The sequence below is a fragment of the Nocardia sp. NPDC058058 genome, assembly GCF_042885355.1.
Taxonomy (GTDB): Bacteria; Actinomycetota; Actinomycetes; order Mycobacteriales; family Mycobacteriaceae; genus Nocardia.
In genome coordinates this window covers 566845-590743 of the sequence record NZ_JBHVSA010000004.1, presented here as the reverse complement: position 1 = coordinate 590743, position 23899 = coordinate 566845, and the positions used below count along the sequence as shown (strand labels likewise).

Below are 23899 nucleotides of genomic sequence, written 5' to 3'. Positions count from 1 at the left end.
CCGTCGCGGCGCGGCAATTACCGCTCATGCACTCAACTCGGCTGCGCCACCGTCGGATTCGGGCGGGGTCAGCCCGAAAAGTCCGGGATCGCCATCCAGTTCGCCGTCCCCGGATAGCCGGGTGCCACCATCATCGGCAATCGGCTTATCCGCGGCAACCGAGTGCCGTCCGGACGCCGAATCGCCCTGCGCACGGACCTCGACCGTCGGCGCGCCCTGCTCGCGTGCGGCGGGCGCGCGCACCGGCCCGTCCTGCTCCCGTACGGCGGCGGCGAGGGCGCGTTCGAGCCAGGTCAGCTCACCCGAGGTGGGGGCGCCGCGCACATCGGTGAGGAAGCTCTGCGCGATCTCGGTATCGCGGCGGCCGTGCACCCGTTCGCGGTAGTGCAGTTCCGGATTGCCTTCCGGGCGTACCCATTCCACGTGCACGGCGTGCGGGAAACGCTCGCGCAGACGGCGCAGCGCATCGACCGGGCGGGCCTGGTCGGTGAGGGTCGCGGAGACGTAATCCGATTCGGCGGCCCCGTGTTCCGGCGCTTCCAGTAACTCCTCCAGCGTGCCGCTGATCTGGCTGAGCCCGCGCACCACCGGAAGTTCGTGCCGCGTCACCTCCGACAGCCCGTCGGCATCGAGATCGAGTACCCACACCGCCTTGCGATGCGAGCGCTCGCCGAACGAGTACGGCAGCGGGGAACCGGAATACCGCACCGACTCCGACAGGATCTGCGGCGAGTGCAGGTGGCCGAGCGCCACGTAGTCGATGCCCGCGAACGCGCCGAGCGGCACCGTCTCCACCCCGCCCACCGAAATGGAACGCTCGGACCCGGTGGCCTCACCGCCCACCACGAAGGCATGCGCGAGCACCACCGAACGCACCCCTGGGCGCTCGGCGAGATCGCCCCGGATCAATCCCATGGCGGCATCCAGAATCTCGGCGTGCGAACGCGCCTGCGGCACGCCCAGTTCCGCGCGCGTGATTTCCGGCTCCAGGTATGGGATTCCGTAGAAAGCCACCTCTCCGTGCAAATCGGACACCATTACCGGCCGTGCCACTTCGGCTATGCCGCAACGCAGATGCAATCCGCCCGCGGCGGCGAAAGTCCCGAGCGCCCCGAGTCGCGTCGGCGAATCGTGATTGCCCGAAGTCGCCACAATGATCGCGCCGGCCGCGCGAATAGCCTCGAATCCCCGATTGCACACCGCGATCGCGTCCGCGCTCGGAATGGACCGGTCGTACACATCCCCCGGCAACACCACCACGTCCACCCGCTCCGCGGCCACCAACTCGGCAATGGCGCGCAGCGCGCACTCCTGATCGCCCAGCAGATCGACACCGTGAAAGGTACGGCCGATATGCCAGTCGGAGGTGTGCAGGATTCGCATGCCGCCGACGGTAGGCGATCGCCCCGACAGAATCACCGATACCCTCGCGAGCCGCTCACAACTCGCCGGTGTTATCACGCGCCGGACGATCCACCGGATACGAACATCCTCGACTGCCGCGATGAATCGGTCACCCGCGGCCGCGGCGAATACAGCGCACTCGGGTCGCGGCCGGGAGCAGCCACACTTCGGACATATCCGGCGAGTTCTTCGGACTCGCGAAAACCGTTGTCGCGGCGTGTAGCCGCGGAATTCGGGTGCGGTGCCGCTCGGAGATTGCCCGCCTTCGCGAGTTTGTCGGTGCGATGCGGCAAACTCGCGTGCCATGACCGCATCGATGCTGTTCGCGTTGTTGTTGGTGTTCATCGCGGGGCTTGCCGTGGGCTGGCTCGGGCATGCCGCGCGGGCGGGGCAGCGGGCGGCCGTGGCCGAGGCGCGGCTGGGGGCCATGCGCGATAACGAGCGTCTGTTGCATCAGTCACTGGGGGCCGCGAGTGAGGATGCGGCGCGGCGGCATTCGCATGCGGTCGGCGCGATGATGGAACCGCTGCGCGAAGCGGTGGGGACGTTGAATCGGCATATTCAGGAAGTCGAGCACAATCGCATCAACGCGTATTCGGGCCTGCGCGAACAGGTTGCGGGTATGCAGCGCACCTCGCATCAACTGTCCACGCAGACCTCGCAATTGGTGGCGGCACTACGCGCGCCGCAGGTGCGCGGGCGCTGGGGTGAGATCCAATTGGAGCGGGTGGTCGAACTCGCGGGCATGACCCGGCATTGCGATTTCGACACCCAGGTCACCCGCCGCGCGGGCAGTACCGGGACCACCGAGGGCGTGGTGCGCCCGGACATGGTGGTGCGGCTCGCGGGCGGACGGCACATCGTCGTCGATGCCAAGGTGCCGTGCACCGCCTATCTCGAGGCGGCCTCGACCGAGGAGCCGCGCGAGCGCGAGAACCACCTCGCCCGGCACGCCAAACATCTGCGCAATCACGTCGACCAGTTGGCCGCCAAGGAGTACTGGGCGGCCTTCGATCCCTCCCCGGAATTCGTGGTGCTGTTCGTACCCGGTGATCCGTTCCTCGATGCCGCGTTCGGGGCCGATCCCGGCCTGCTCGAATACGCCTTCGGCCGCAATGTCGTACTGGCCACGCCCACCACGCTGATGGCGCTGCTGCGCACGGTGGCGCTGGGCTGGCGGCAGGAGGCCATGTCCCAGGACATGGCGGTCATCCAGCAGTTGGGCCGGGAACTGTATGCCCGGCTCGGCACCACCGGCCGGCATCTGGATCGGCTCGGCGCGCAATTGGGCAAAGCGGTGGATTCGTTCAATTTCACCGTCGCGTCCATGGAGACACGCGTGTTGGTGACGGCTCGCAAACTTCATGATCTGGAGATTTCAGACACTCCGATGGAGGAAATTCAGCGGGTGGAAACCTGGCCCAGGGCGGTGGGTTTCGCCGAAAAGGACTAATGCGCTTGACGCGCTCGAGTATCTCCGCATGATGTCGCCTACCTCGCGGAACCGTCACATGCTTTAGTGTGCTTGACGTGGCAGTTACCCAGCGCGAGCGAGCAGAGGTGCCCCCGTCGCACCGTTCGATCCTGCCGACGGTCCCCGGCGTCCCGGCCGGCGCCGCGGTGCTCACTGCCGTGACCTGCACCTTCATCGGATTCCTGATCGACACCATGGGTGGCGATGAGCTGACCGGCACCTTCGCCTCGCTGTATGTGATCGGGTGCATCGCGGCCGCGCTCATCGTGCGATACCGCGGCCTCTTCACCACGATGGTGCTGCCGCCGCTATTGCTCTTCCTAGCCGTCCCGCTGGCGTATCAGCAGATGCTCGGCAACTCGGCGGGTGGTTTCAAGGTCAAGGAAATCCTGCTGAATCTGGCCATCCCGCTGGTGAATCGGTTCCCCACCATGGCGCTGGCCACCGTGCTGGTGCTGATCATCGGCGCGATCCGGGTGGCCATGCACCGTCGCGAGCAGCAGGGTGAGTCCGGCGGCGGGCTGAGCAAGCCGCGCGCCCGCACCGCCCGCCCGACCGGAGCCGCCCGCGCCCAGCGCGCCGGAGCGACCGACACCAAGGAACCCGCCAGACGACGCTTCCGGTCCGGCGCCGACGATCAGGACGGCGACGCGGCCGATTCGACCACCGCCACCCGACGCCCGTCCGGTCGCGTGGCCTCGCGCCCACCGCGGGTGGGGGCGGACCGCCAGCCCGCCTCGGGCCAGGCCGCCAACCGGCAGCCGTCCGCACGCCAGTCCGGCACCGATCGCAAGCGCACCCCGCCCGCCGATCGCAAGCCCAACCCGGATCGCAAGCCCACCGGCGACCGCAAGCCCCCGGGCGAGCGTCGCGCCAACCCGGCCGATCGCGCCGAGCGTACCGAGCGCGCGAACCCCGCCGACCGCGCCAACCCGGCCGGTACCGAGGCTCGCCGCCGCCGCGCCCAGACCCCCGAGATGCCACCGCACCCGCGCCCCAATGTGCGCTACCGCGAACGCGATTCGGGCCGCGTAGAACGCTGAGCTGTATCTTCTGCCCTCCGCTTCGCTGCGGGCGGTGTTCGGGGCTCGCATCCCAGCTTTCAACGCAGAAATCCCCGTATCCCGCGACTTGTTCGCTGGGTACGGGGATTTCTTTTCGTGGCGAATCAGCTGCGGGCGGTGCGCAATTCGCGCGGCAGCGAGAAGACCAGGGTCTCGTTGGCGGTGGTGACCGGCTGCACCTCGCCGTAGCCGTAGGTGGCGAGCATTTCCAGCACACCCTCGACCAGGATCTCCGGCACCGACGCGCCCGAGGTGAGGCCGACCGTGCGGACGCCCTCGAACCAGGCCGGATCGATCTCGCGGGCGTAGTCGACCAGGTACGAGGCGCGCGCGCCCGCGGTCAGCGCGACCTCGACCAGCCGCACCGAATTGGAGGAGTTGCGCGAGCCGACCACGATCACCAGATCGCAGGCCGGGGCCATCGCCTTCACCGCGGTCTGGCGGTTCGAGGTGGCGTAGCAAATGTCATCGCTCGGCGGATCCTGCAGATTCGGGAACTTGGCCCGCAGCCGGTGCACGGTCTCCATGGTCTCGTCCACCGAGAGCGTGGTCTGCGAGAGCCAGATCACCTTGTTCTCATCGCGCACGGTGATGGTGTCGACCGCGTCCGGGCCGTCCACCAGCTGCACGTGATCGGGCGCTTCACCCGCGGTGCCCTCGACCTCCTCATGCCCTTCGTGCCCGATGAGCAGAATGTCGAAGTCGTCGCGCGCGAACCGCTTGGCCTCCTGGTGCACCTTGGTGACCAGCGGGCAGGTGGCGTCGATGGTGTGCAGGTTCCGCTCGGCGGCGGATTCGTGCACCGCCGGGGAGACACCGTGCGCGGAGAACACCACGAGCGCGCCCTCGGGCACCTCATCGGTCTCGTCGACGAAGATCACGCCCCGGTCCCGCAGTGTCTCCACCACGTGCCGGTTGTGCACGATCTCCTTGCGCACATAGATAGGCGCACCGTGCTTTTCGAGCGCCTTCTCCACGGTGACCACCGCGCGGTCGACACCGGCGCAGTAACCCCGAGGTTCGGCGAGCAGTACTCGTTTCGGCGCGTCGGCATCCACACCGGCGGACCGCACGATTCCGACATTCAAAGGGATAGCCGAGGACATGCGTCCCAGCCTACTGGGCGCCTATGGCCGCCGCTCCCCGGCTATTACCGGCAACACATTCGCCTCCCCGTCGCCGCACCCCCGGCGTGATGAAGCGAAGCATAATTGGCTCACAATCACATTCCGTGTCATCTCACCTTTGCATCACACGGCGTTTCGGGCAGGCTAGGACCATGTTCCGACCTCCGTTCCTAGCCCGGGTCGCCGCCGGGGCTGCTGTCTATGCCTTAGAGGAAACTCGCCGGCTACCGACCAGTGCAATCAATTTCCCGATCACCGCGATCAGTCAGATGTTGCAGACGACCATGCATCTGCAGCAGTTCGTGACCAGCCTCGCTCTCAAGGGTGACGCCGTATTCGACCGTTTGGTCAACCAGCCGGAAGAACAGCCGGCGTGGGCCACGTTCGATGAGGACGAGGACTTCGAGCAAACTCCCAGCGCCGCGCCGGAATCGGCACGCAAGAGCAGTTTCGATCTGTTCGAGCCGGTGCCGTCGGTCGAGGAGGAGCCGGTCGCGGCCGCCTCCGAACCGATTCTCAGCATCGTCGAACCGGTGGAGATCGCGCCGGAACCGGTTGCGGCCCAGCCCGAACCGGAAATCGCCGAAGCCGCGGCAGTGGTCGCCGACCCGGTCACCGCCGAGCCGGAGGCCGTCGAAACCGCCGCTCCCGCAACGACTTCCAAGGCTGCCAGCAATGGCCACAACGGCAGCGCCGCGGTGACCGAGCCCGAGGTGGCCAGCCGCTACGACTACACCAATATGACCCTGGCTCAGCTGCGTGCCCGGCTGCGCATGCTCACCGTCGAGGATCTGGCCGCGCTGCTCGATTACGAACAGCACACCCGCGACCGCGCCCCGTTCGTCACCATGCTGACGAATCGGATCGCGACCGTTCAGGCCAAGTGACACGTTTCCCTTAGCGCCGACTGCCCGGGCCGGGTACGCCCGGACGGTCGGCGCTCTGTCATTTCCGGCGCATGAGTCGCATCGCCGCACGGATTCCATCGCACGAGCGGACTTTCGGCGGGTGTGAGCACCGAACGTCGGTGCCTACTGCCAGAATCGGTGCGGTGACCCCCGACCAACCAGCCCAAGCGGCGCAACCGGCAGCACCGGCCCCACCGCCGAAGCCGTCCAGTACCGCCGACAATCCGATGCCGGTGCGCACGATCGCCGTCAAGGTGGCGCAGTGGATCGACCGGCTGGGCGCGGTCTGGGTCGAGGGCCAGATCACCCAGATCAATCTGCGGCCCGGCACCCGCACCGCGTTTCTGGTGTTGCGCGATACCGCCGCCGATATGTCGCTCTCGGTCACCTGCGATCCGGATCTGCTGCGCAAATCCCCGGTGCCGCTGCAGGAGGGCAGCCGGGTCGTCGTCTACGGCAAGCTGTCGTTCTTCACCGCGCGCGGCACGGTGTCCTTGCGCGTCACCGAGATTCGCCCCGTCGGTATCGGTGAACTGCTCGCCCGCATCGAACGACTCAAGGCGCTGCTGGCGGCGGAGGGGCTCTTCGATCCCCGGCTCAAGCGGCCGATTCCGTTCCTGCCCAATAAGATCGGGCTGATCACCGGCCGCGCCAGCGCCGCCGAGCACGATGTGGTGACCGTCGCGACGCAGCGCTGGCCCGCGGTGCGCTTCGATATTCGCAATACCGCCGTCCAGGGCGCGACCGCGGTCCCGCAGATGCTGGAGGCGCTCGCCGCGCTGGACGCCGATCCGGAGATCGATGTGATCGTGCTGGCGCGCGGCGGCGGCAGCGTCGAGGATCTACTGCCGTTCTCAGATGAGACACTTTGCCGCGCAATAGTTTCCGCTACCACCCCGATCGTCAGCGCGATCGGGCACGAACCCGACAACCCGCTCAGCGACTATGTCGCGGATCTGCGCGCGGCCACACCCACCGATGCCGCCAAGCGCATCGTGCCCGATGCCGCCGCCGAGGCCGCGCTGCTGCGCGAACTCCAGGCCCGCGCCGCCGCCGCGCTGCGCGGCTGGGTGGATCGCGAATCCCGTGCGCTGCAACAGCTTCGCTCGCGTCCGGTGCTGGCCGAACCGCTGCGACTACTCGATCAGCGGCACGATGAGGTGGAGCGCTATCGCACCGCCACCCGCCGCGCCATCAACCAGAGCCTGAGCACCGAGTCCACCGCCACCCGGCATCTGCGCGAGAAGCTCTCCGCGCTCGGACCCGCCGCGACGCTCGCGCGCGGTTACGCGGTGGTGCAGAAGGTGATCGGCAAGGAGCGCGAAGTGGTGCGCTCCATCGATGACGCGCCCGCGGGCAGTCAGCTCCGCATTCGAGTGGCGGACGGCGCGCTGACCGCCGCCGCCCTCGGCTCCCAATCCCTCGGCCCGCGAAAGGAATCCACCGAAAAATGACGGACACCGACCTCACCGAGATCGCCGGTTTCGGCTATGAACGCGCCCGCGACGAACTCGTCAACGTGGTGAAGATGCTCGAACAGGGCGGCCTGGATCTGGACGATTCCCTCACGCTCTGGGAGCGCGGCGAGGCCCTCGCCAATCGCTGCGAGGAACACCTCGCGGGTGCCCGCAAGCGCGTGGAAGACGCACTGGCGCACCGTTCGCAGGAGAGCTGAGCAGCCTTACTTCGGCAGCGGCTGGGCGTTGGTGACCGCGGTGGCCAGGGTGGTGAAAGCCCCGTTGTTGCCCGCGCCCTTGATCAGCACGCGGGTGTCGCCGTAGTCGGCGATCCAGGAGGGTTCGGTGCCGGGTTCGGCGTAGACGACCCATTTGCGATCGCCGATCTGCTGTACGCCGGTGGCGTAGCGGGTGCCCGCGACCTTGCGCGCCAAGGCTTCCTCGGTGGCATTGGACTGCGTCACCTGCATATAGCTGCCCTGCGGGGTGATGTAGCCGACCGTGCTGGAGACGCCGGGTTCGCGGTTGCCGGAGTTGGCTTTCCAGTCCGCGGGCAGCACGGGTTCGCGAATGCCGAACGGGAGCTGTTTCGCGTCATCGGTGAATGCGCTGTGCGCGTCGAAGTTCGGGATGTTCCCGGCCTTCGGGCCGCCCGCGGTGAAGCTGCACTGACTGGCGATGCCGGCGATGGCCAGGCAGATCAGGACCAGGGGAAAGAGGGACCAGAACAGGTCTTTCCAGTCGTTCAGGATCCGCGGCTTCGTGTTCGGCACGCCCCCAGTATCCACGGGCGGTCGATGCGACCCACCTCACAGGGCCGTCGCACGACCCTTGCGCCCGCGCGCCGTCAAGCGGCGCATCCGTAAAGGTCCAGGACCGGTGCGGAAGTGAAACGTCAGTACTTGGTTGGGGCGCGAAAGCGCAATGCGACAATTTACCCAGCAGTTGACAACCAAGGAGGCACCGTAATGACGGCACCCACGCCCGCAACCAGCCGCCGCGAGGCCCCGGATCGCAATCTCGCATTGGAGTTGGTCCGGGTCACCGAGGCCGGCGCCATGGCCGCGGGACGCTGGGTCGGACGCGGTGACAAGGAGGGCGGCGACGGCGCGGCCGTCGATGCCATGCGCCAGCTGGTGTCGACCGTTTCGATGCGCGGCATCGTGGTCATCGGTGAGGGCGAGAAGGACGAAGCGCCCATGCTCTACAACGGCGAACTCGTCGGCAACGGTGAGGGCGCCGAACTCGACTTCGCGGTCGATCCGATCGACGGCACCACGCTGATGTCCAAGGGCTCGCCCGGCGCGATCTCGGTACTCGCGGTCGCCGAGCGCGGCGCGATGTTCGATCCGTCGGCCGTGTTCTACATGGAGAAGATCGCCGTCGGCCCCGACGCCGCCGATGTCATCGACCTATCGGCCCCCATCGCGGAGAACCTGCGCCGGGTCGCCAAGGCCAAGAACTCCTCGGTCTCGGACCTCACGGTCTGCATCCTGGACCGCCCCCGGCACGCCAAGCACATGAGCGAGGTCCGCGACGCGGGCGCGCGCATCCGTCTCATCTCCGACGGTGACGTCGCGGGCGCGATCGCCTGTGCCCGTCCCGAATCCGGCGTCGACCTGCTGATCGGCATCGGTGGCACCCCGGAGGGCATTATCGCCGCGGCCGCCATGCGCTGCATGGGCGGTGCGCTGCAGGCCAAGCTGGCTCCGACCGATGACGCCGAGCGGCAGAAGGCCATCGACGCCGGGCACGATCTCGATCGCGTGCTGTCCACCGAGGACCTGGTCTCCGGTGAGGACATCTTCTTCAGCGCCACCGGCGTCACCGACGGTGATCTGCTGCGCGGCGTGCGCTACTACGGCGGCGGCGCGTACACCCAGTCCATCGTCATGCGCGCCAAGTCCGGCACCGTGCGCATGGTGGACGCCTACCACCGCCTGACCAAGCTGCGCGAATACGCCTCGGTCGATTTCGTCGGCGACGAGGATGCCACTCCCCCGATGTTCTGAGCATCGAATCCCGCACCGGGGCAACGACACGCACCGCCTATTCCGGCGGTGCGTGTGCTGATTGCCTCAGGCGTGGCACCCCCACGGACCCTGCTCCGGGCCTAGGGTCGAATTCATGACCGACGAGACGCAGTTTCGAATCGAACACGACACGATGGGCGAGGTACGCGTCCCGGTTCAGGCATTGTGGCGCGCGCAGACCCAGCGCGCGGTGGAGAACTTCCCCATCAGCGGCCGAGGCCTGGAGCGTGCGCAGATTCGCGCGCTCGGCCTGCTGAAAGCCGCCTGCGCCACCGTGAACCGGGATCTGGGCCTGCTCGATCCGATCAAGGCCGATGCGATCGTGGCCGCCGCCACCGAGATCGCCGACGGTAAGCATGACGACCAATTCCCCATCGACGTCTTCCAGACCGGTTCGGGCACCAGCTCGAATATGAACGCCAACGAGGTGATCGCGAGCATCGCCGCGCGCGAGGGCGTCACCGTGCATCCCAACGACGATGTGAACATGTCGCAGTCGTCGAACGACACCTTCCCCACCGCAACGCATGTCGCGGCCACCGAGGGCGTGGTGAAGGATCTCGTTCCGGCGCTGGATCATCTGCGGCTGGCGCTGCTGGACAAGTCGGTGGAGTGGCGCGATGTGGTGAAGTCCGGTCGCACCCATCTCATGGACGCGGTGCCGATCACGCTGGGCCAGGAGTTCAGCGGATACACCCGGCAGGTGAGCGCGGGCATCGAGCGCCTGCTGACCACGCTGCCCCGGGTGGGCGAGCTCGCCATCGGCGGCACCGCCGTCGGCACCGGACTGAACGCGCCCGCTGGTTTCGGCGCGAAAGTCGTTGTGGAACTGAAGAAGTCCACCGATCTGGACGCGCTGTCCGAGGCCCGCAATCACTTCGAGGCGCAGGCCGCACGCGACGGCCTGGTGGAGCTGTCCGGTGCGCTGCGCACCGTCGCGATCAGCCTCACCAAGATCGCCAATGATGTGCGCTGGATGGGCTCCGGCCCGCTCACCGGTCTCGCCGAGATTCAGCTGCCGGATTTACAGCCCGGTTCGTCGATCATGCCCGGCAAGGTGAATCCGGTGCTGCCGGAGGCGGTTACGCAGGTCGCCGCGCAGCTCATCGGCAATGACGCGGCCATCGCCTGGGGCGGCGGCAATGGCGCGTTCGAGTTGAACGTGTACATCCCGGTGATGGCGCGCAATGTGCTGGAGTCGATTCACCTGCTGGCCAACGTATCTCGGCTGTTCGCCGACAAGTGCATCGTCGGCCTGGTCGCGAACGAGGAGCGGTTGCGTCGCCTCGCGGAATCCTCCCCGTCCATCGTGACGCCGCTGAATTCGGCGATCGGTTACGAGGAAGCCGCCGCCGTGGCCAAGGAAGCGGTCAAGGCGCACAAGACGATTCGCCAGACGGTGATCGATCGCGGCCTGATCGGGGACAATCTCTCCGAAGCCGAGCTCGATCGCCGCCTGGACGTTCTGTCCATGGCCAAGGTCGAGGACACGAAGGACTGACCGTACCGGGCAGCAGCGAAAGCGGACCCGATGGCATTTGCCATCGGGTCCGCTGCTTTCGATCAGTACCCGCACTTCACTGTGCCGCAAGGATTTCCGGGTAGTTCTTCAGCTCGATATCGTTCTTCGACTTCTCGGTGGACTTCATCATCCGATCGAAGGCCCACGAGGTCAGGAACCAATTGCGCACGCGCAGGCCGAACGCGGTCTTGGGCGCGAGGAACGGTCCGGCGTTCGCGCCGCCCGCCAGCTTGCTGTAGCGCTTCAGCATTTCCTGGTAGCGCGGGAACGCGACGGTGTAATCGCCGTTCGCGGCGGCCAATTCACCGGCCAGCACGTATGCGCCGACCACCGCGAGACCGGTGCCGAATCCGGCCATGGTGTTGCCGTAACCGGCATCGCCGAGCAGCGCGACGCGACCCTTGACGAAATTCTTCATGGTCACCTTGGCGATGGAGTCCAGGAAGAAGCCCTTCAGACCCGGCAGTTCGGCGAGCATCTTGGGCACCTGCCAGCCGAGCCCGGCGAACTTCTCGGCGATGATGCGGCGCTGGGCGTCGAGATCTTCGCGGTCGAAATCCAGCTTGGGCGAAGCGAACAGGTACATCTGTCCCGCCTTGGAACTACCCAGCGATGCGAGTCGGCCGGGGGTATTCAGGGCGTAGGAGACGGCCCGCTCACGGGGCGCGTCCGGATGCGCTTCCCAGTTCGAGGCCCCCGCGATGGAGTAGTAGTGGCCCTGATGCTTGACGAACTTCTCCTCCGGACCGAACGCCAGTTTGCGCACCCGGGAGTGGATGCCGTCCGCGCCGATGACCAGGTCGAAGGTGCGGGCGGGTGCGTTGGCGAATTCGATGTGCACGCCGTCGGCGGTGTCCGCGAGCGCGGTGATGGTGTCACCGAAGAGGTATTCGCACCGGTCCGCGGTGCGCTCGTACATGACCTCGGACAGGTCGCCGCGCAGGATTTCGATATCGCCGCCGGTGAAATCGCCTGAGATGAGCGCCTTTTGGTTGCCCGCCTCGTCGACGATGACCATATCGGTCTTACCGGTCTGGCGCGCCTTGACGTCGTCCAGGATGCCCATCCGCTCGAGCACGGTCATATGGGTGCGACCGGTGAAGTCGACGGCCTGACCGCCCTGTCGCAGCGCCGGGGCCTTCTCCACGACCGTGACCGCGAAACCGTAGCGATCGAGCCAGTACGCCAGGGCCGGGCCCGCGATGGAAGCGCCGGAGATGAGAACGGTGGTCTTGCGCATGATGTCTATCCTTCGTTAATTGCGTCCGTCGGCCGCTGTTGTTTATTAGCGTATGATGGACGCAGAAGAACGTCAAGCGGCAATTCTCGGAAGGATGGCGACGATGCCGACACCGACCTCGTTCGAACTGCTCTGGGGCGCGCCCGCGAAACCCAAACGCGGCCCGAAACCCTCGCTCACGCTGGAGCGGATCGTCACCGAGGCCATCGCACTCGCCGATACCGAGGGACTCGCGAACCTGTCCATGCAGCGCCTGGCCGAACGCATCGGGTGCGCGAAGATGGCGCTCTACCGGTACGTGCCGGGCAAGACCGAACTGATAGCGCTCATGATCGACGCGGCCCTCGGCGCACCGCCGGAACCGGCTGCGGCCCCGCCGAATTCAGCCGAACCGTGGCGCGACTACCTGCGGTTGTGGACCGAATCCATCGCCGAGCGCTACGACTCGCACCCGTGGGCGCTGGAACTGACACCCGGCATCCGGCCCATGGGACCGAATGAAATGGGCTGGCTGGAAAGCAGTCTCACCGCACTCGAGGGCAGCGGACTGAACGCGGCCGAACGCTTCGACGCCACCGTGCTGTTGATCGGCCACGCCCGCGCCCTGATCCAGCAGGTCGGCGGCGGCAACGCCGACGCGGATATGGAGGCGCAATTGGTCAAGGAGATGGGCGCGGTGCTGGCCGAGCACGGCGAGCGCTTCCCGCAGGTCGCCGCGGCACTGGCCGAACAGGCAACCCGGCCGGACGAGGACACCGGCCGGAACAACGCCCTGAGCTTCGGCATCGACCGGATTCTCGACGGGCTGGGCGTGCTGATCGACAGCAGGAAGTAGGCACGGCCAACGGTGTAGATCCCGGCCAAAAGCATGCCGGGATGACGGGGCGGGGTGATGACGAGCGGGTAGGGTGCGAAGTCGGTGGAGGGGTGCGAAGTTGGGGGCAGGGTGCGAAGTCCGTGGCGGTGGGCCGAAGGTCTATGGCCGCGCGAGGCTTCGGCTTAGGCTCAAACCATGTCGGAGATACCTGAGTTGCAGCAGGATGCGGTCACCACGGTGCGGGAGTTCTTTGCCGCGATGGAGATGAAGGCTGTCACGGAGGCTCTCGAGCTCGCCGATCCCGGCATCGTCTGGAAGAACACCTCGCTACCGGATGTGCGCGGGATCGATCGGGTGCGCTGGGTGCTGGACAAGCTTGCCAACCCGCGCTACGGATTCCGCGCGGATATGCACCACATCGCCGCGGATGAGGATGGCGTGGTGCTCACCGAGCGCACCGACTATCTGCGCTTCGGGCCGGTGGAGATCGCGTTCTGGGTGTGCGGCACCTTCGAACTGAGCGATGGCCGAATCACGCTGTGGCACGACCACTTCAGCTGGGAGAACTTCCTGCGCGGAACAGTCGTCGGACTATTCCGGGCCGCGCTCCCCCATTAAGGCCGCACGCCTCCGTCATCCCGGCGCGCTTTTGGCCGGGATCCACACGCCGAGTGGATCATCCACCGGTGTGGATCCCGGCCAAAAGCATGCCGGGATGACGAGGGAATCAGGGTCGCAGGTGCGCCAGTTCGGCGCGGGCCTTCTCGCCGACCTCGCTGAAGTCGGTGCGGGTGAAGATCTTCCACTGTTCGAGCAGCGGGCCGAAGACCAGCGCGGGCTCGTCGGCGCTGTTGTAGATGCCGGCCGCGGCGAGCACCTCATCGCTGGTGGTGCCGTCGGCGAGCTTGACCACGGGCACGTGGAAGTCGGCGACCCGGTCCGCGATGGCGCGCACGGCCTGATCGGGGACCACGTCGAGAGCCGCGGCGACGATGTTCGCGAAGAACACCGCCTGCAGTTCGTCATCGGCGGCCAGCCGCTCGGCAATGCTCGCCACGATCGGATTGTCCGCGGTGGCGGCGGTATTGCGATGCCGCACGGCCGCTGCCAGCTCTTCGAACGCGCAGGTGGCCAGCACATCGATGAGGTGCATGGCGGGGCGGCGGAAGCTCTCGGTCATATGCGCCATGCGCATGCGCTCGAGGCCGATCGGGTCCACCGCGCGGGTCACCATGAGGTAGTTGCGGATCAGGATTTCGTGCCGGTTCTCCTCGGCGGTCCAGCGGCCGACCCAGCGCCACCAGGCGCCGGTCCGCAGGTACATGCCGATCTCCCGGTGATAGGAGGGCAGATTATCGGCAACCAGCACGCTCACGGTGAGCGCCAGCTTGGAGACCTCGCTGAGCTCGGATTGCCCGGGCTCCCAATCGGTTCCGCCGAGGAACTCGAAATTGCGGCCGTCATCCCACGGCACGTAGTCATGGGGCTGCCATTCGGCCGCCGCCGCGATATGGCGAGTGAGGTTCGCCTCCACCTCTGCCGCGAGCCAGTCCAACAGTTCCCGGTCGGCCAATTCCTTCTGCACGGAGACAACCTAGCGGCTGCGGAGCAAACGTGGGTATCTTCGCCGCGCATTCACAATCGCTATGGCCGCGGCCTTGGTATTCGCACAGCGAAACGACCGGTTCGAACGTACGGCGGGGCAGCGCGGTCCGGGGCGAGGAAGGCTCCGGACCGCGCCGTTCCTTATCCGTTGGGAGTGCTCACTTCTCGGTGACGGTGGTCTTGTTGTCCACCCAGGTGATGGTGCCGCCGGTGAACTCGCTCTGCTTACCGCCGGTGATATCGGTCTCATCGGAGGTGGGGTAGCCGAGTTTGCCGCTCGGGCCGCCGTTCTCCTCCCACGCCTTGCGAATCTCGCCCCACACCACGTGGATTCCGGTGGCCGGGCTGGAGACGATCGCGCCGCCCGCGAATTCCTGCATCTTGCCGCCGCCGGGGCCCTCCTGCTGTGCGCCGGTGGGCAGGCCGAGCGGGCCTGTCACGCCGCCCATTTCGGTGTACTTGGCCAGGAAGTCACCGGCGACGGTGACCTCGGCGCCATCGCGGGTGGCGATCTTGGTTTCGGTGGCGTGCTCGGTGGTGGTCTCGGCCATCACCGTGGTGCTGGTGGTCGCCGTATCGGATTTCGAATCCTTGTTGTCCTTATCGCAGCCCGCGGTGAAGACGGTGACGACTGCGAGGGCCGCGATGAAACCGGCCGAACGTCGAGCGAAGGTGTGCATTTCATCCTCTCGATAACCCGGGCCAGGCACTCGGCAATCTTTCGGCGAATACACACTTCTCACCGAATCGACCGACGAGCAGGTATTTGACCGGAATATACCCTGTGGATTATGAGATGAAACACACGCCATGAATTTGCCCGACCGAGTCGACGAATCGACTCGGCCGGGCAAGGGTTTTCAAGGGTTGTCGAGCGTCAACGCCTAGGCGTTGGGGCCGAACTCCTCCAGCATCTCGGTGACCAGCGCCGCGATCGGCGAACGCTCACTGCGGGTCAGCGTGATGTGCGCGAAGAGCGGATGCCCCTTGAGCTTCTCGATCACCGCGGCGACACCGTCGTGCCGCCCGACCCGCAGATTGTCACGCTGGGCGACATCGTGCGTGAGCACCACCCGCGATCCGCTGCCCAAACGGCTCAGCACCGTGAGCAGCACATTGCGTTCGAGGGACTGCGCCTCGTCCACGATCACGAACGAGTCGTGTAGCGACCGCCCGCGAATGTGGGTGAGCGGCAACACCTCCAGCATGCCGCGCGCCTGCACCTCCTCCATCACCTCCGGGCTGGCGAGCCCGTCCAGGGTGTCGAAGACGGCCTGCGCCCACGGCCCCATCTTCTCGCTCTCCGAGCCGGGCAGGTAGCCCAGATCCTGGCCGCCGACCGCGTACAGCGGGCGGAAGACCACCACCTTGCGGTGGGTTCGGCGTTCCAGCACCGCTTCCAGGCCCGCGGTCAACGCGAGCGCGGACTTACCGGTACCGGCGCGACCACCCATCGACACGATGCCGATGCTCTCGTCGAGCAGCAGATCCAGGGCGATGCGCTGTTCGGCGGAACGGCCGTGCAGGCCGAACGCCTCCCGATCACCGCGCACCAGCTGCACCCGCTTATCCGGCGAGACCCGGGCCAGTGCGCTGCCGCGCGCGCTCAGCAGTCGAATACCGGTGTGGCACGGCATATCCCGGGCCTCATCCAGATCGATCACCGAATCGCTGTAGAGCTTGTCGACGAGTTCGGAGCCCACCTCCATCTCCACCATGCCGGTCCAGCCGGAGGTGACAACATCCTGCGCGTGATATTCCTCGGCCCGCAGTCCGACCGCGCTCGCCTTGACGCGCATCGGAATGTCCTTGGACACCAGCACGACCCGCTGACCCTCGGCCGCGAAGTTGAGCGCGCAGGCGAGAATCCTGGAATCGTTGCTGTCGGTGCGGAATCCGACGGGCAGCACATTCGGATCGGTGTGGTTCAACTCCACCTGAAGCGTGCCGCCGGCGGTGCCGACCGGTATCCGCTGATCAAGCCGACCGTGCGCCAGACGAAGATCATCCAGCATCCGAAGTGCCTCGCGGGCAAACCAGCCCAGTTCGTGGTGGTGACGTTTTGCCTCGAGTTCACTGATCACCACGAGCGGCAGCACCACGTGATGCTCGCCGAAGCGTGTCAGTGCCCAAGGGTCGGAGAGCAGTACCGACGTATCCACGACGAAGGTTTTCAGTCCTGATTCGGACGACTGCGAGGCGCGAACTCCCGGACCTGTGGTGCGCGTGCCCCGGTTGGAGGCGGCGTTCCCGGTGGGAGCGTTGACGGAGCGTGCATCAGTCACGGTGGGCTCCTTTGCCACTCGCGCGGCACCGCGCAAGCGTTCTCGCTGGGCCGGTTGGGCTCTAGGGTCGTACGACCCGAGGGCCGGATGCCGGCCCCCTCGCACTGAGTTGCTCAGACACGATCAGGACCTCCCGTACGAACCACACCTACGCGGCCCGCACAACCGACGCTACATTCGAAATCGCGATCCGGCTTCCCGACTGGCAGGCACATTGGTGAAGAACTCGTTAACGCGCTCCCCCTCTGGGCGTTTCGTCCAATTCATCGAGCAGGATCGGCACGTGACTGTGCTCAGGCACTTTCACCGCCGTCACCAGCGTCAACGGTTCTTCGGCGGCCTCGCGGCGCAAACGCGCCAACTCGGCCTGCGCCGCGTCCGCGGCGAGTTCAACTCGATACCGTGTCTCGAATTCGGCGCGTCGCGTGTCCGGATCGTCGTGATACCACTTCCGGAGTTCGTTCGAGGGCGTCACCTCCTTCGCCCATTCGTCGATCGCCGCCGCCTGTTTGCTGACCCCGCGCGGCCACAGTCGATCCACCAGCACCCGGCGGCCGTCATCGGCCGCGGGCTCGTCGTACACACGCTTGACCCGGTACCTCGGTTGCTGTGCCATCGGTCCATTACAGTCGAGGTCATGGCCGATACACAGGAACTCGAGGCGCTCTCCACCAAGGATTTGCACGACCGGGCCGTGAAACTGGCGGTTCGCCACGGCGATGTGAAATTCCTCTGGGAGCTGCTCAAGTCCATCCCCGCCGCCGAGGCCGCCGCGGGCGATCTGGGTGAGAGCGAGGCCGATATCAAGTACGTGCTGCCCATGCTGGACGACTACGTGCACGCGGGCGAGGGTGAGATCGGCGAGGTGCTGCGCCCGATGTACATCGACTACCTGAGCAAGCGCTCCTAGCCGATAGCTGCGCGGTATCGCGCCGGACGGTCCCGCGATGCTGTTCGCGGGCAATCCGTTTCACCTCTAAACTCCGGACATGACCGCTGAGACCACCCCGGAACTGGTCGTCTATCGACGCCCGGGCTGCCCCTTCTGCGCCCGCCTGCGCCGGGTGCTCAATCGCAACGGGATCATCTACAGCGAGATCGATATCTGGGACGACGCGGACGCCGCGGCCTTCGTCCGCAAGGTCGCCGACGGCAATGAGACGGTGCCGACGGTGAAGCTGACAATCGATGCGCAGGAACGCTATTGGGTCAATCCCCGGCCGCAGTGGCTGCTCACGGTGATCAACACCGACGCCCCGGCCTTGACCGGCGGCCCGAAGAGCTACTGGCCCATCCGCCGCGACGACCTCCCCCGCCCGCGCCCGCCGCAGGCCAACTGACCCCTCCGCAAAGCAGAAGGCCCGCAGCGACTTCGATCGCTGCGGGCCTCTTTGCCTATGGCTGGACTCAGCCGAGCAGGCGCCAGTCCTCCAGGCCCTCGTAGAGGGGGAACTGCTGGGCCAGCGTGGAGACGCGCTGGCGCAGCGAATCCAGATCGGCGGAGCCGGTGAGGGCGGCCGCGATGATCTCGGCGACCTCGGTGAACTCGGCGTCGCCGAAGCCGCGGGTCGCCAGCGCCGGGGTGCCGATGCGCAGGCCGGAGGTGACCATCGGCGGGCGCGGGTCGAACGGAACGGCGTTGCGGTTCACGGTGATTCCGATTTCGTGCAGCAGATCCTCGCCCTGCTGGCCATCGAGCTGCGAGTTGCGCAGGTCGACCAGGACCAGGTGCACATCGGTGCCGCCGGTGAGCACATTGATGCCCTTGGCGGTGCAGTCGGCGGCGGTCAGGCGCTCGGCCAGGATCTTCGCACCGGAGATGGTGCGCTCCTGGCGCTCCTTGAACTCCGGGGTTCCGGCGATCTTGAACGACACGGCCTTGGCGGCGATGGCGTGCATGAGCGGTCCGCCCTGCTGACCCGGGAAGACCGCCGAGTTCAGCTTCTTGGCGAATTCCTGCTTGGCCAGGATCAGACCGGAGCGGGGACCGCCCAGGGTCTTGTGCACGGTGGAGGACACCACGTCGGCGTGCGGCACCGGCGACGGGTGCAGCCCGGCCGCGACCAGTCCGGCGAAGTGCGCCATATCGACCCACAGGTACGCGCCGACCTCATCGGCGATCTCGCGGAAGGCCGCGAAATCCAGGTGCCGCGGGTACGCGGACCAGCCGGCGACGATCACCTTGGGGCGGGTGTCGCGGGCGATCTTGCGCACCTCGTCCATATCGACGCGGTGGTCTTCCTTGCTGACGCCGTAGGCGTGCACCTCGTACAGCTTGCCCGAGAAGTTCAGGCGCATACCGTGCGTGAGGTGACCGCCGTGCGCGAGATCCAGGCCGAGCAGCTTCTCGCCCGGGCTCATCAGCGCCATCAGCACCGCGGCATTGGCCTGCGCACCCGAATGCGGTTGCACGTTGGCGTAATCCGCGCCGAACAGCTCGGTGACGCGAGCGCGGGCGAGATCCTCGACGATGTCGACGTTCTCGCAGCCGCCGTAGTAGCGGCGGCCCGGGTAGCCCTCGGCGTACTTGTTGGTGAGCACGCTGCCCTGCGCCTGCAGCACCGCGCGCGGCACGAAGTTCTCCGAGGCGATCATCTCGAGGGTGTCGCGCTGACGGGCGAGCTCGCCGCCCATCGCGGCAGCGACCTCGGGATCGAGCTCGGCGAGGGACTGGGAATTGACAGAGGAGGTCGTCTGCGTCACGGGGCCGAGTGTATTGGCCACGCCCGGAGTGTCGGCCAGGGGGTTCTGTGTGTCGAGATGCTGATTCATCGCAACCTCCGTGCTCGGAGGATTTCGGGGTGCCCGAAATCCTCGGGCCCAGCACCCAGGCGCGCGGTGCGGGACTTCGGTGCTTCCCGGTGGTTGCTTCCACCTCGAGTGCGCCAGTCGCGTGAGGTCAGCTTATCTTGCAGCCGACCGTGCTTCGGACTCGCACTTGTGTGATGTTCACATTCGGCGGATCGCGCCCGGGGTGAGGGGTTCGTCGAGGAGGCGGCGGAAGCGGTCGGAGCGGTCGGCCGGATCGGGGGCCTGATCGAGCCAGCCGCCGAGCAGGCGGTAGCCCTCGACGTAGGTGGAGATGTAGGCGCGCCACAGGGGTGAGGACAGGAAGCGCAGGGATTGGCGGGCGCGTTCGGGGGTGACCAGGCTCCAGCGCTGTAGGAACTCCGCGACATCGTCTTCGCCGCGATGCCGGTCGTGCAGCAGTAGTGCGGCATCCTGGCGCACGCCGAGCAGTTTCGCCGAGGCGGTCGAAATCTGTTCCGCGCGTTCACCATCGAAGCGCAGGCCGAGATCGGCGTAGATCTCCTGCGCCCAGCGGCCCCAGCCCGGGCCGACGATGGATTTCAGCGCCAGATCGGCCAGGCCCTCGGCCATCAGGCACTGCGGGGTGTTGACCACGAACAGGGTCTGCTCATCCTGTCCGGCGCCGACCAGTCCGGCTTCCTTGCGGCAGTGCTCGGTGTGATGGCCCGGATACGACTCGTGCGCGATCAGATGCGGCAGCTGCGACAGATGCTGTTTCAGGTCGGAGTTGATGGCGACGCGGGACTGATAGTTGCCCAGGTAGTAATTGAAGCCGGACCACGGCTTATCGCCCACCACTTCGTATTCCACGCGTTCGTGGTCGGGCAGCGGATAGCGTTCGCGCACCAGTTCGCGCAGCGCGCTGGAGAAGGCGTCCACGCATTCGCGCAGCCGCTCGGGCGGGATCTCGTCGCCGCGCCGGTGCGCGGTGATGCGGTCGAACAGCGATCCCTCGCCGGGCAGCACCGCGTCGAGTTGCCGGTGCGCTTCGCGATAATCGTCCTCGTCGCCGGGCGCGATATCGACGTCGAAATAGGCGCGCACCTCATCGATGAAGGAGATGTCATCGCCCGCGAATTTGCGGGCGGAGCATTCCAGCGCGCGCAGGTGCGCGTCCAGGAATTCGGTGCGCTCGGGCGCGAGGCCCGCGTCCGGCAGATCCTTCAGCAGCGCCGCGGCCTTGTTCGCGAGCGCGCGCGGTTCGGGCTTCGGCGCGTTCTCACTGGCCCGGCGCAGCGCCGGATCACCGGTGTAGGCGTCGACGAAACCCTCTTCCAACCGGTCGAAAGCCAGACCGAGACGCAGGTATTCGGTGACCAGTGGATGCGCTGCCATAACAGGCGACTGTATTGGATCGCACGGCTTCCGGTGACGCGGACGGCGGCGCGGCTATGGCATATGTCACGCCGGTTACTGGTGAGTAGCAACACCTGGTGTTCACCGGCCTGTTGGACCCGAGCACAATTCGGCTATGCGTGGAGTGGTTACCGGTTCGCCGGACTCGGCGGCGGGACGAACTCCCCGAGACTGTTGTCGCCCGACCCTGGGACGTGGATAAATGGCACGGATGAGCGAGCCGAGTCCCTACGTGGAATTCGACCGGAAGCAGTGGCGCACCCTGCGCAAGTCGACTCCCCTGGTACTCACCGAGGAAGAACTGACCGGCCTGCGCGGCCTGGGTGAGCAGATCGACCTCGAGGAAGTGGCCGAGGTCTACCTGCCGCTGGCGCGGCTCATCCACCTACAGGTCGCCGCGAAACAGCGTCTGTTCGCCGCCACCGCGACGTTCCTCGGCGAAAGCCATCCGGATCGCCAGGTGCCGTACGTGATCGGCGTGGCCGGATCGGTCGCGGTCGGCAAGTCGACCACCGCCCGTGTGCTCCAGGCGCTGCTGGCGCGCTGGGATCACCATCCCCGGGTGGATCTGGTCACCACCGACGGATTCCTGTATCCGACAGCCGAACTCACCCGGCGCGGCATCATGCACCGCAAGGGTTTCCCGGAGTCCTATGACCGGCGCAAACTACTGCGCTTCGTCACCGAGGTGAAATCCGGTGCGCCCGAGGTCTGCGCGCCGGTGTACTCGCATATCGCCTACGACATCGTGCCCGGCGAGTACCACTGCGTGCGCCAGCCCGACATCCTCATCGTCGAGGGCCTCAACGTGCTGCAAACCGGTCCGCGTCTGATGGTGTCGGACCTGTTCGACTTCTCCGTCTACGTCGACGCCCGCATCGAGGACATCGAGAAGTGGTACGTGCAGCGCTTCCTGTCGCTGCGCAAGACCGCCTTCACCGATCCGAACTCCGCGTTCCACCACTACGCGAATTTCAATGATCAGGAAGCCACCAACCAGGCGAAAGAGATCTGGCACAACACCAATCGGCCGAACCTGGTGGAGAACATCCTGCCGACCCGGCCGCGCGCGACCCTGGTGCTGCGCAAGGATTCCGATCACACCATCAACCGGTTGCGGCTTCGTAAGCTCTGAAGCTCATAGTCGCCAGGCCGCGTCCAGGCGCGCCGCCACGTCGATATCGGTGGCGGCCTGGATATTCGGCTTGCGGATCTCCTCGGCGATATAGCGCGCCACGAACCGGCGGATCTCATGATCGACGCTGGCCAGGATGCGCAGCAGTTCGCCGCGGCGGGAGGCGCTGGCCACATTGATGCGCACATTGCTGGGCTGGGGTTCATCGATTTCGATGAGGACGCGCAGCGGTTCGGCGGTGCGAACGGTGAGATGCAGGTGAATGGTGCCGTCCACGTGGAACGGATAGCGATCCACCGACAGGTCGATGAGCAGATCGACATCCAGCGGGATCACCAAATCGAACGAGATGTATTCCTGCGGTTCACGATTCAATCGCGGCTGACCCAGCCGCACGGCCGCGGAGAGTTTGGCGATCCGGCCCGGCCCCAGCCCGATCGGACCGAATTCGAAGGCCTCGCCGGTGAGTTTCTCGAATGCCCCCGAGATGCGTTCCGGTGAGGCCGCGTACTCCAGGAACCGGCGGCCGAACTCCTCATAACTGAGGTAGGACTGCACATCCGCCACCGGGCCACTCTGCCCTTGGTTCAGCTCACTCATGCAGTCCGACGGTACGCAGCGACGCGCTCGCGAACCACGGAAGCCATTGCACTGCAACACAACCGTTGACTGGTCGTGTCGCAAGTACACCCGTTGTCACACCTGAGACGGAGCGGCCCGCACGCCGAAGCGGCGGTGTCTAAACGCCGAAGCGGCGGTGTCTAAACGCCGAAACGGCGGTGCCGAGCCGCGAAATCGCGCAGTGCGCGCAGGAAGTCGACCCGGCGGAATTCGGGCCAGTACGCCTCGGTGAACCAGATCTCCGAATAGGCGCTCTGCCACAGCAGGAATCCGGAGAGCCGCTGCTCACCGGAGGTGCGAATGACAAGATCCGGATCGGGCTGGCCGGAGGTGTACAGGTGCTGGCCGATGGCGTCCACGGTGATGGACTGCACCAGATCCTCGCCGTGCTCGCCCGCGTCGATCTCCTGGCGGACCAGGGAGCGCACCGCGTCGGTGATCTCCTGCCGCCCGCCGTAGCCGATGGCCACGTTCACGTGCACGCCGTCGCGGCCCTCGGTGCGTTTGGCGGCCTCCCGCAATCGCCCGGCCACATCCTCGGGCAACTGATCGAGCGCGCCCACGATGCGGACGCTCGAATTCTGTTCCGGCGCGGACAATTCGTCGACCACATCGGTGATCACCTCGAAGAGCGTCTCCAGCTCTTCGCGATCGCGGCGCAGGTTCTCGGTCGAGAGCAGGTAGACGGTGACCATCTCGATCCCCGACTCACCGCACCAGCCGACCAATTCGGCGATCTTGAGCGCCCCCACCCGATGGCCGTGACTCACATCGGTGAAGCCGTTCTCGCGTGCCCAGCGTCTATTGCCGTCGCACATCACCGCCACATGCCTGGGATGCTGCCGACCGGCCAGTTGCTTGGACAACCTGGCTTCGTAAATGCGATAAGGGAGTCCACGCACCTGACTCGCAAGCTTCACGCCGAGGAACACTACGCCTTCTCGGCGACGGCCGAAGCGACCGGGACAGTGGTGTGAAACGCGCACATAGCCGGATCGGACATTGCGGAGTCGTGCGCCACTTCCGTGATCCGGGGCGGC

At 66.6% G+C, this 23899-nt stretch carries 24 protein-coding genes; 12 read left to right on the top strand and 12 right to left on the bottom strand.

The genetic code is table 11. The features are described from left to right. Positions 1–24: 24 nt before the first annotated feature. On the bottom strand, positions 25–1383 hold the full coding sequence (locus tag ACFVUS_RS33840) for an exonuclease SbcCD subunit D (protein ID WP_387776032.1): 1359 nt from the start codon (positions 1381–1383) through the stop codon (positions 25–27). Between the two features lie 325 nt (positions 1384–1708). Between ACFVUS_RS33840 and ACFVUS_RS33835 the strand changes: the two genes are divergently transcribed. Further along, positions 1709–2857 (top strand): DNA recombination protein RmuC, encoded by a 1149-nt coding sequence (locus ACFVUS_RS33835; protein WP_387776029.1) that lies wholly within the window; start codon positions 1709–1711, stop codon positions 2855–2857. Between the two features lie 77 nt (positions 2858–2934). Continuing rightward, positions 2935–3921 (top strand): DUF6542 domain-containing protein, encoded by a 987-nt coding sequence (locus ACFVUS_RS33830; RefSeq protein WP_387776026.1) that lies wholly within the window; start codon positions 2935–2937, stop codon positions 3919–3921. A 125-nt stretch (positions 3922–4046) separates the two neighbouring features. Here the strand turns inward: ACFVUS_RS33830 and ACFVUS_RS33825 are convergent, their stop codons facing one another. Next, positions 4047–5048, bottom strand: a complete 1002-nt coding sequence (locus tag ACFVUS_RS33825) for a 4-hydroxy-3-methylbut-2-enyl diphosphate reductase (RefSeq protein WP_387776023.1) — start codon at positions 5046–5048, stop codon at positions 4047–4049. A 173-nt stretch (positions 5049–5221) separates the two neighbouring features. Between ACFVUS_RS33825 and ACFVUS_RS33820 the strand changes: the two genes are divergently transcribed. The 3 genes from ACFVUS_RS33820 to ACFVUS_RS33810 all read left to right on the top strand — a co-directional run bounded on the left by ACFVUS_RS33820 (position 5222) and on the right by ACFVUS_RS33810 (position 7652). After that, a complete protein-coding gene (locus ACFVUS_RS33820) occupies positions 5222–5956 on the top strand; it encodes a lipid droplet-associated protein (RefSeq protein ID WP_387776020.1) in 735 nt (244 codons plus the stop codon). A gap of 248 nt (positions 5957–6204) precedes the next feature. Next, a complete protein-coding gene (gene xseA, locus ACFVUS_RS33815) occupies positions 6205–7431 on the top strand; it encodes an exodeoxyribonuclease VII large subunit (RefSeq protein WP_387778441.1) in 1227 nt (408 codons plus the stop codon). Beyond that, complete coding sequence (locus ACFVUS_RS33810) at positions 7428–7652, top strand: exodeoxyribonuclease VII small subunit (RefSeq protein ID WP_364640203.1); 225 nt, start codon at positions 7428–7430, stop codon at positions 7650–7652. The genes xseA and ACFVUS_RS33810 overlap by 4 nt, the downstream gene beginning before the upstream one ends. A gap of 6 nt (positions 7653–7658) precedes the next feature. Here ACFVUS_RS33810 and ACFVUS_RS33805 read toward each other — a convergent pair whose 3' ends face one another. Beyond that, positions 7659–8207 (bottom strand): DUF4245 domain-containing protein, encoded by a 549-nt coding sequence (locus tag ACFVUS_RS33805; protein WP_387776017.1) that lies wholly within the window; start codon positions 8205–8207, stop codon positions 7659–7661. A gap of 195 nt (positions 8208–8402) precedes the next feature. Between ACFVUS_RS33805 and glpX the strand changes: the two genes are divergently transcribed. Together glpX and ACFVUS_RS33795 are read left to right on the top strand one after the other, a co-directional pair. Next, positions 8403–9446, top strand: a complete 1044-nt coding sequence (glpX, locus tag ACFVUS_RS33800) for a class II fructose-bisphosphatase (protein WP_387776015.1) — start codon at positions 8403–8405, stop codon at positions 9444–9446. Between the two features lie 115 nt (positions 9447–9561). After that, positions 9562–10968 carry a class II fumarate hydratase gene (locus tag ACFVUS_RS33795; RefSeq protein ID WP_387776013.1) on the top strand — a complete coding sequence of 469 codons (1407 nt, stop codon included), beginning with the start codon at positions 9562–9564 and terminating at the stop codon, positions 10966–10968. Positions 10969–11044: 76 nt separating this feature from the next. On the opposite strand, the gene ACFVUS_RS33790 is transcribed toward ACFVUS_RS33795, so the two are convergent. Then, positions 11045–12229 carry an FAD-dependent monooxygenase gene (locus ACFVUS_RS33790; RefSeq protein ID WP_387776011.1) on the bottom strand — a complete coding sequence of 395 codons (1185 nt, stop codon included), beginning with the start codon at positions 12227–12229 and terminating at the stop codon, positions 11045–11047. 103 nt (positions 12230–12332) lie between these two features. On the opposite strand from ACFVUS_RS33790, the gene ACFVUS_RS33785 reads away from it, so the two are divergent. Both ACFVUS_RS33785 and ACFVUS_RS33780 read left to right on the top strand, forming a co-directional pair. Further along, positions 12333–13064, top strand: coding sequence for a TetR/AcrR family transcriptional regulator (locus tag ACFVUS_RS33785; RefSeq protein ID WP_387776009.1), 732 nt, complete (start codon positions 12333–12335; stop codon positions 13062–13064). A gap of 177 nt (positions 13065–13241) precedes the next feature. After that, positions 13242–13664, top strand: coding sequence for a limonene-1,2-epoxide hydrolase family protein (locus ACFVUS_RS33780; protein WP_387776007.1), 423 nt, complete (start codon positions 13242–13244; stop codon positions 13662–13664). Between the two features lie 109 nt (positions 13665–13773). Here ACFVUS_RS33780 and ACFVUS_RS33775 read toward each other — a convergent pair whose 3' ends face one another. The 4 genes from ACFVUS_RS33775 to ACFVUS_RS33760 all read right to left on the bottom strand — a co-directional run bounded on the left by ACFVUS_RS33775 (position 13774) and on the right by ACFVUS_RS33760 (position 17552). After that, positions 13774–14631 (bottom strand): acyl-ACP desaturase, encoded by an 858-nt coding sequence (locus ACFVUS_RS33775; RefSeq protein WP_387776004.1) that lies wholly within the window; start codon positions 14629–14631, stop codon positions 13774–13776. Between the two features lie 178 nt (positions 14632–14809). After that, the gene (locus ACFVUS_RS33770) at positions 14810–15331 is read right to left on the bottom strand and encodes an LGFP repeat-containing protein (RefSeq protein WP_387776002.1); all 522 of its coding nucleotides are present in this window, start codon (positions 15329–15331) and stop codon (positions 14810–14812) included. A gap of 204 nt (positions 15332–15535) precedes the next feature. Then, complete coding sequence (locus ACFVUS_RS33765; RefSeq protein WP_387775999.1) at positions 15536–16936, bottom strand: PhoH family protein; 1401 nt, start codon at positions 16934–16936, stop codon at positions 15536–15538. A gap of 229 nt (positions 16937–17165) precedes the next feature. Beyond that, on the bottom strand, positions 17166–17552 hold the full coding sequence (locus ACFVUS_RS33760) for a DUF488 domain-containing protein (RefSeq protein ID WP_387775996.1): 387 nt from the start codon (positions 17550–17552) through the stop codon (positions 17166–17168). A 21-nt stretch (positions 17553–17573) separates the two neighbouring features. Here ACFVUS_RS33760 and ACFVUS_RS33755 point away from each other — a divergent pair, with 21 nt between their 5' ends. Further along, the gene (locus ACFVUS_RS33755) at positions 17574–17846 is read left to right on the top strand and encodes a hypothetical protein (RefSeq protein ID WP_387775993.1); all 273 of its coding nucleotides are present in this window, start codon (positions 17574–17576) and stop codon (positions 17844–17846) included. A gap of 79 nt (positions 17847–17925) precedes the next feature. Continuing rightward, on the top strand, positions 17926–18276 hold the full coding sequence (locus ACFVUS_RS33750; protein WP_387775990.1) for a glutaredoxin domain-containing protein: 351 nt from the start codon (positions 17926–17928) through the stop codon (positions 18274–18276). Positions 18277–18343: 67 nt separating this feature from the next. Here the strand turns inward: ACFVUS_RS33750 and glyA are convergent, their stop codons facing one another. Next, on the bottom strand, positions 18344–19639 hold the full coding sequence (glyA, locus tag ACFVUS_RS33745; protein ID WP_387775987.1) for a serine hydroxymethyltransferase: 1296 nt from the start codon (positions 19637–19639) through the stop codon (positions 18344–18346). A 246-nt stretch (positions 19640–19885) separates the two neighbouring features. Next, positions 19886–21082: a DUF885 domain-containing protein gene (locus tag ACFVUS_RS33740; RefSeq protein WP_387775984.1), complete on the bottom strand. Its 1197-nt coding sequence runs from the start codon at positions 21080–21082 to the stop codon at positions 19886–19888. 223 nt (positions 21083–21305) lie between these two features. Between ACFVUS_RS33740 and coaA the strand changes: the two genes are divergently transcribed. Further along, positions 21306–22238 carry a type I pantothenate kinase gene (coaA, locus tag ACFVUS_RS33735; protein WP_364640244.1) on the top strand — a complete coding sequence of 311 codons (933 nt, stop codon included), beginning with the start codon at positions 21306–21308 and terminating at the stop codon, positions 22236–22238. A gap of 3 nt (positions 22239–22241) precedes the next feature. Here coaA and ACFVUS_RS33730 read toward each other — a convergent pair whose 3' ends face one another. Next, positions 22242–22838 carry a hypothetical protein gene (locus tag ACFVUS_RS33730; RefSeq protein WP_387775980.1) on the bottom strand — a complete coding sequence of 199 codons (597 nt, stop codon included), beginning with the start codon at positions 22836–22838 and terminating at the stop codon, positions 22242–22244. Between the two features lie 161 nt (positions 22839–22999). Further along, a complete protein-coding gene (locus ACFVUS_RS33725; RefSeq protein WP_364640250.1) occupies positions 23000–23779 on the bottom strand; it encodes an isoprenyl transferase in 780 nt (259 codons plus the stop codon). Positions 23780–23899: the final 120 nt, after the last annotated feature.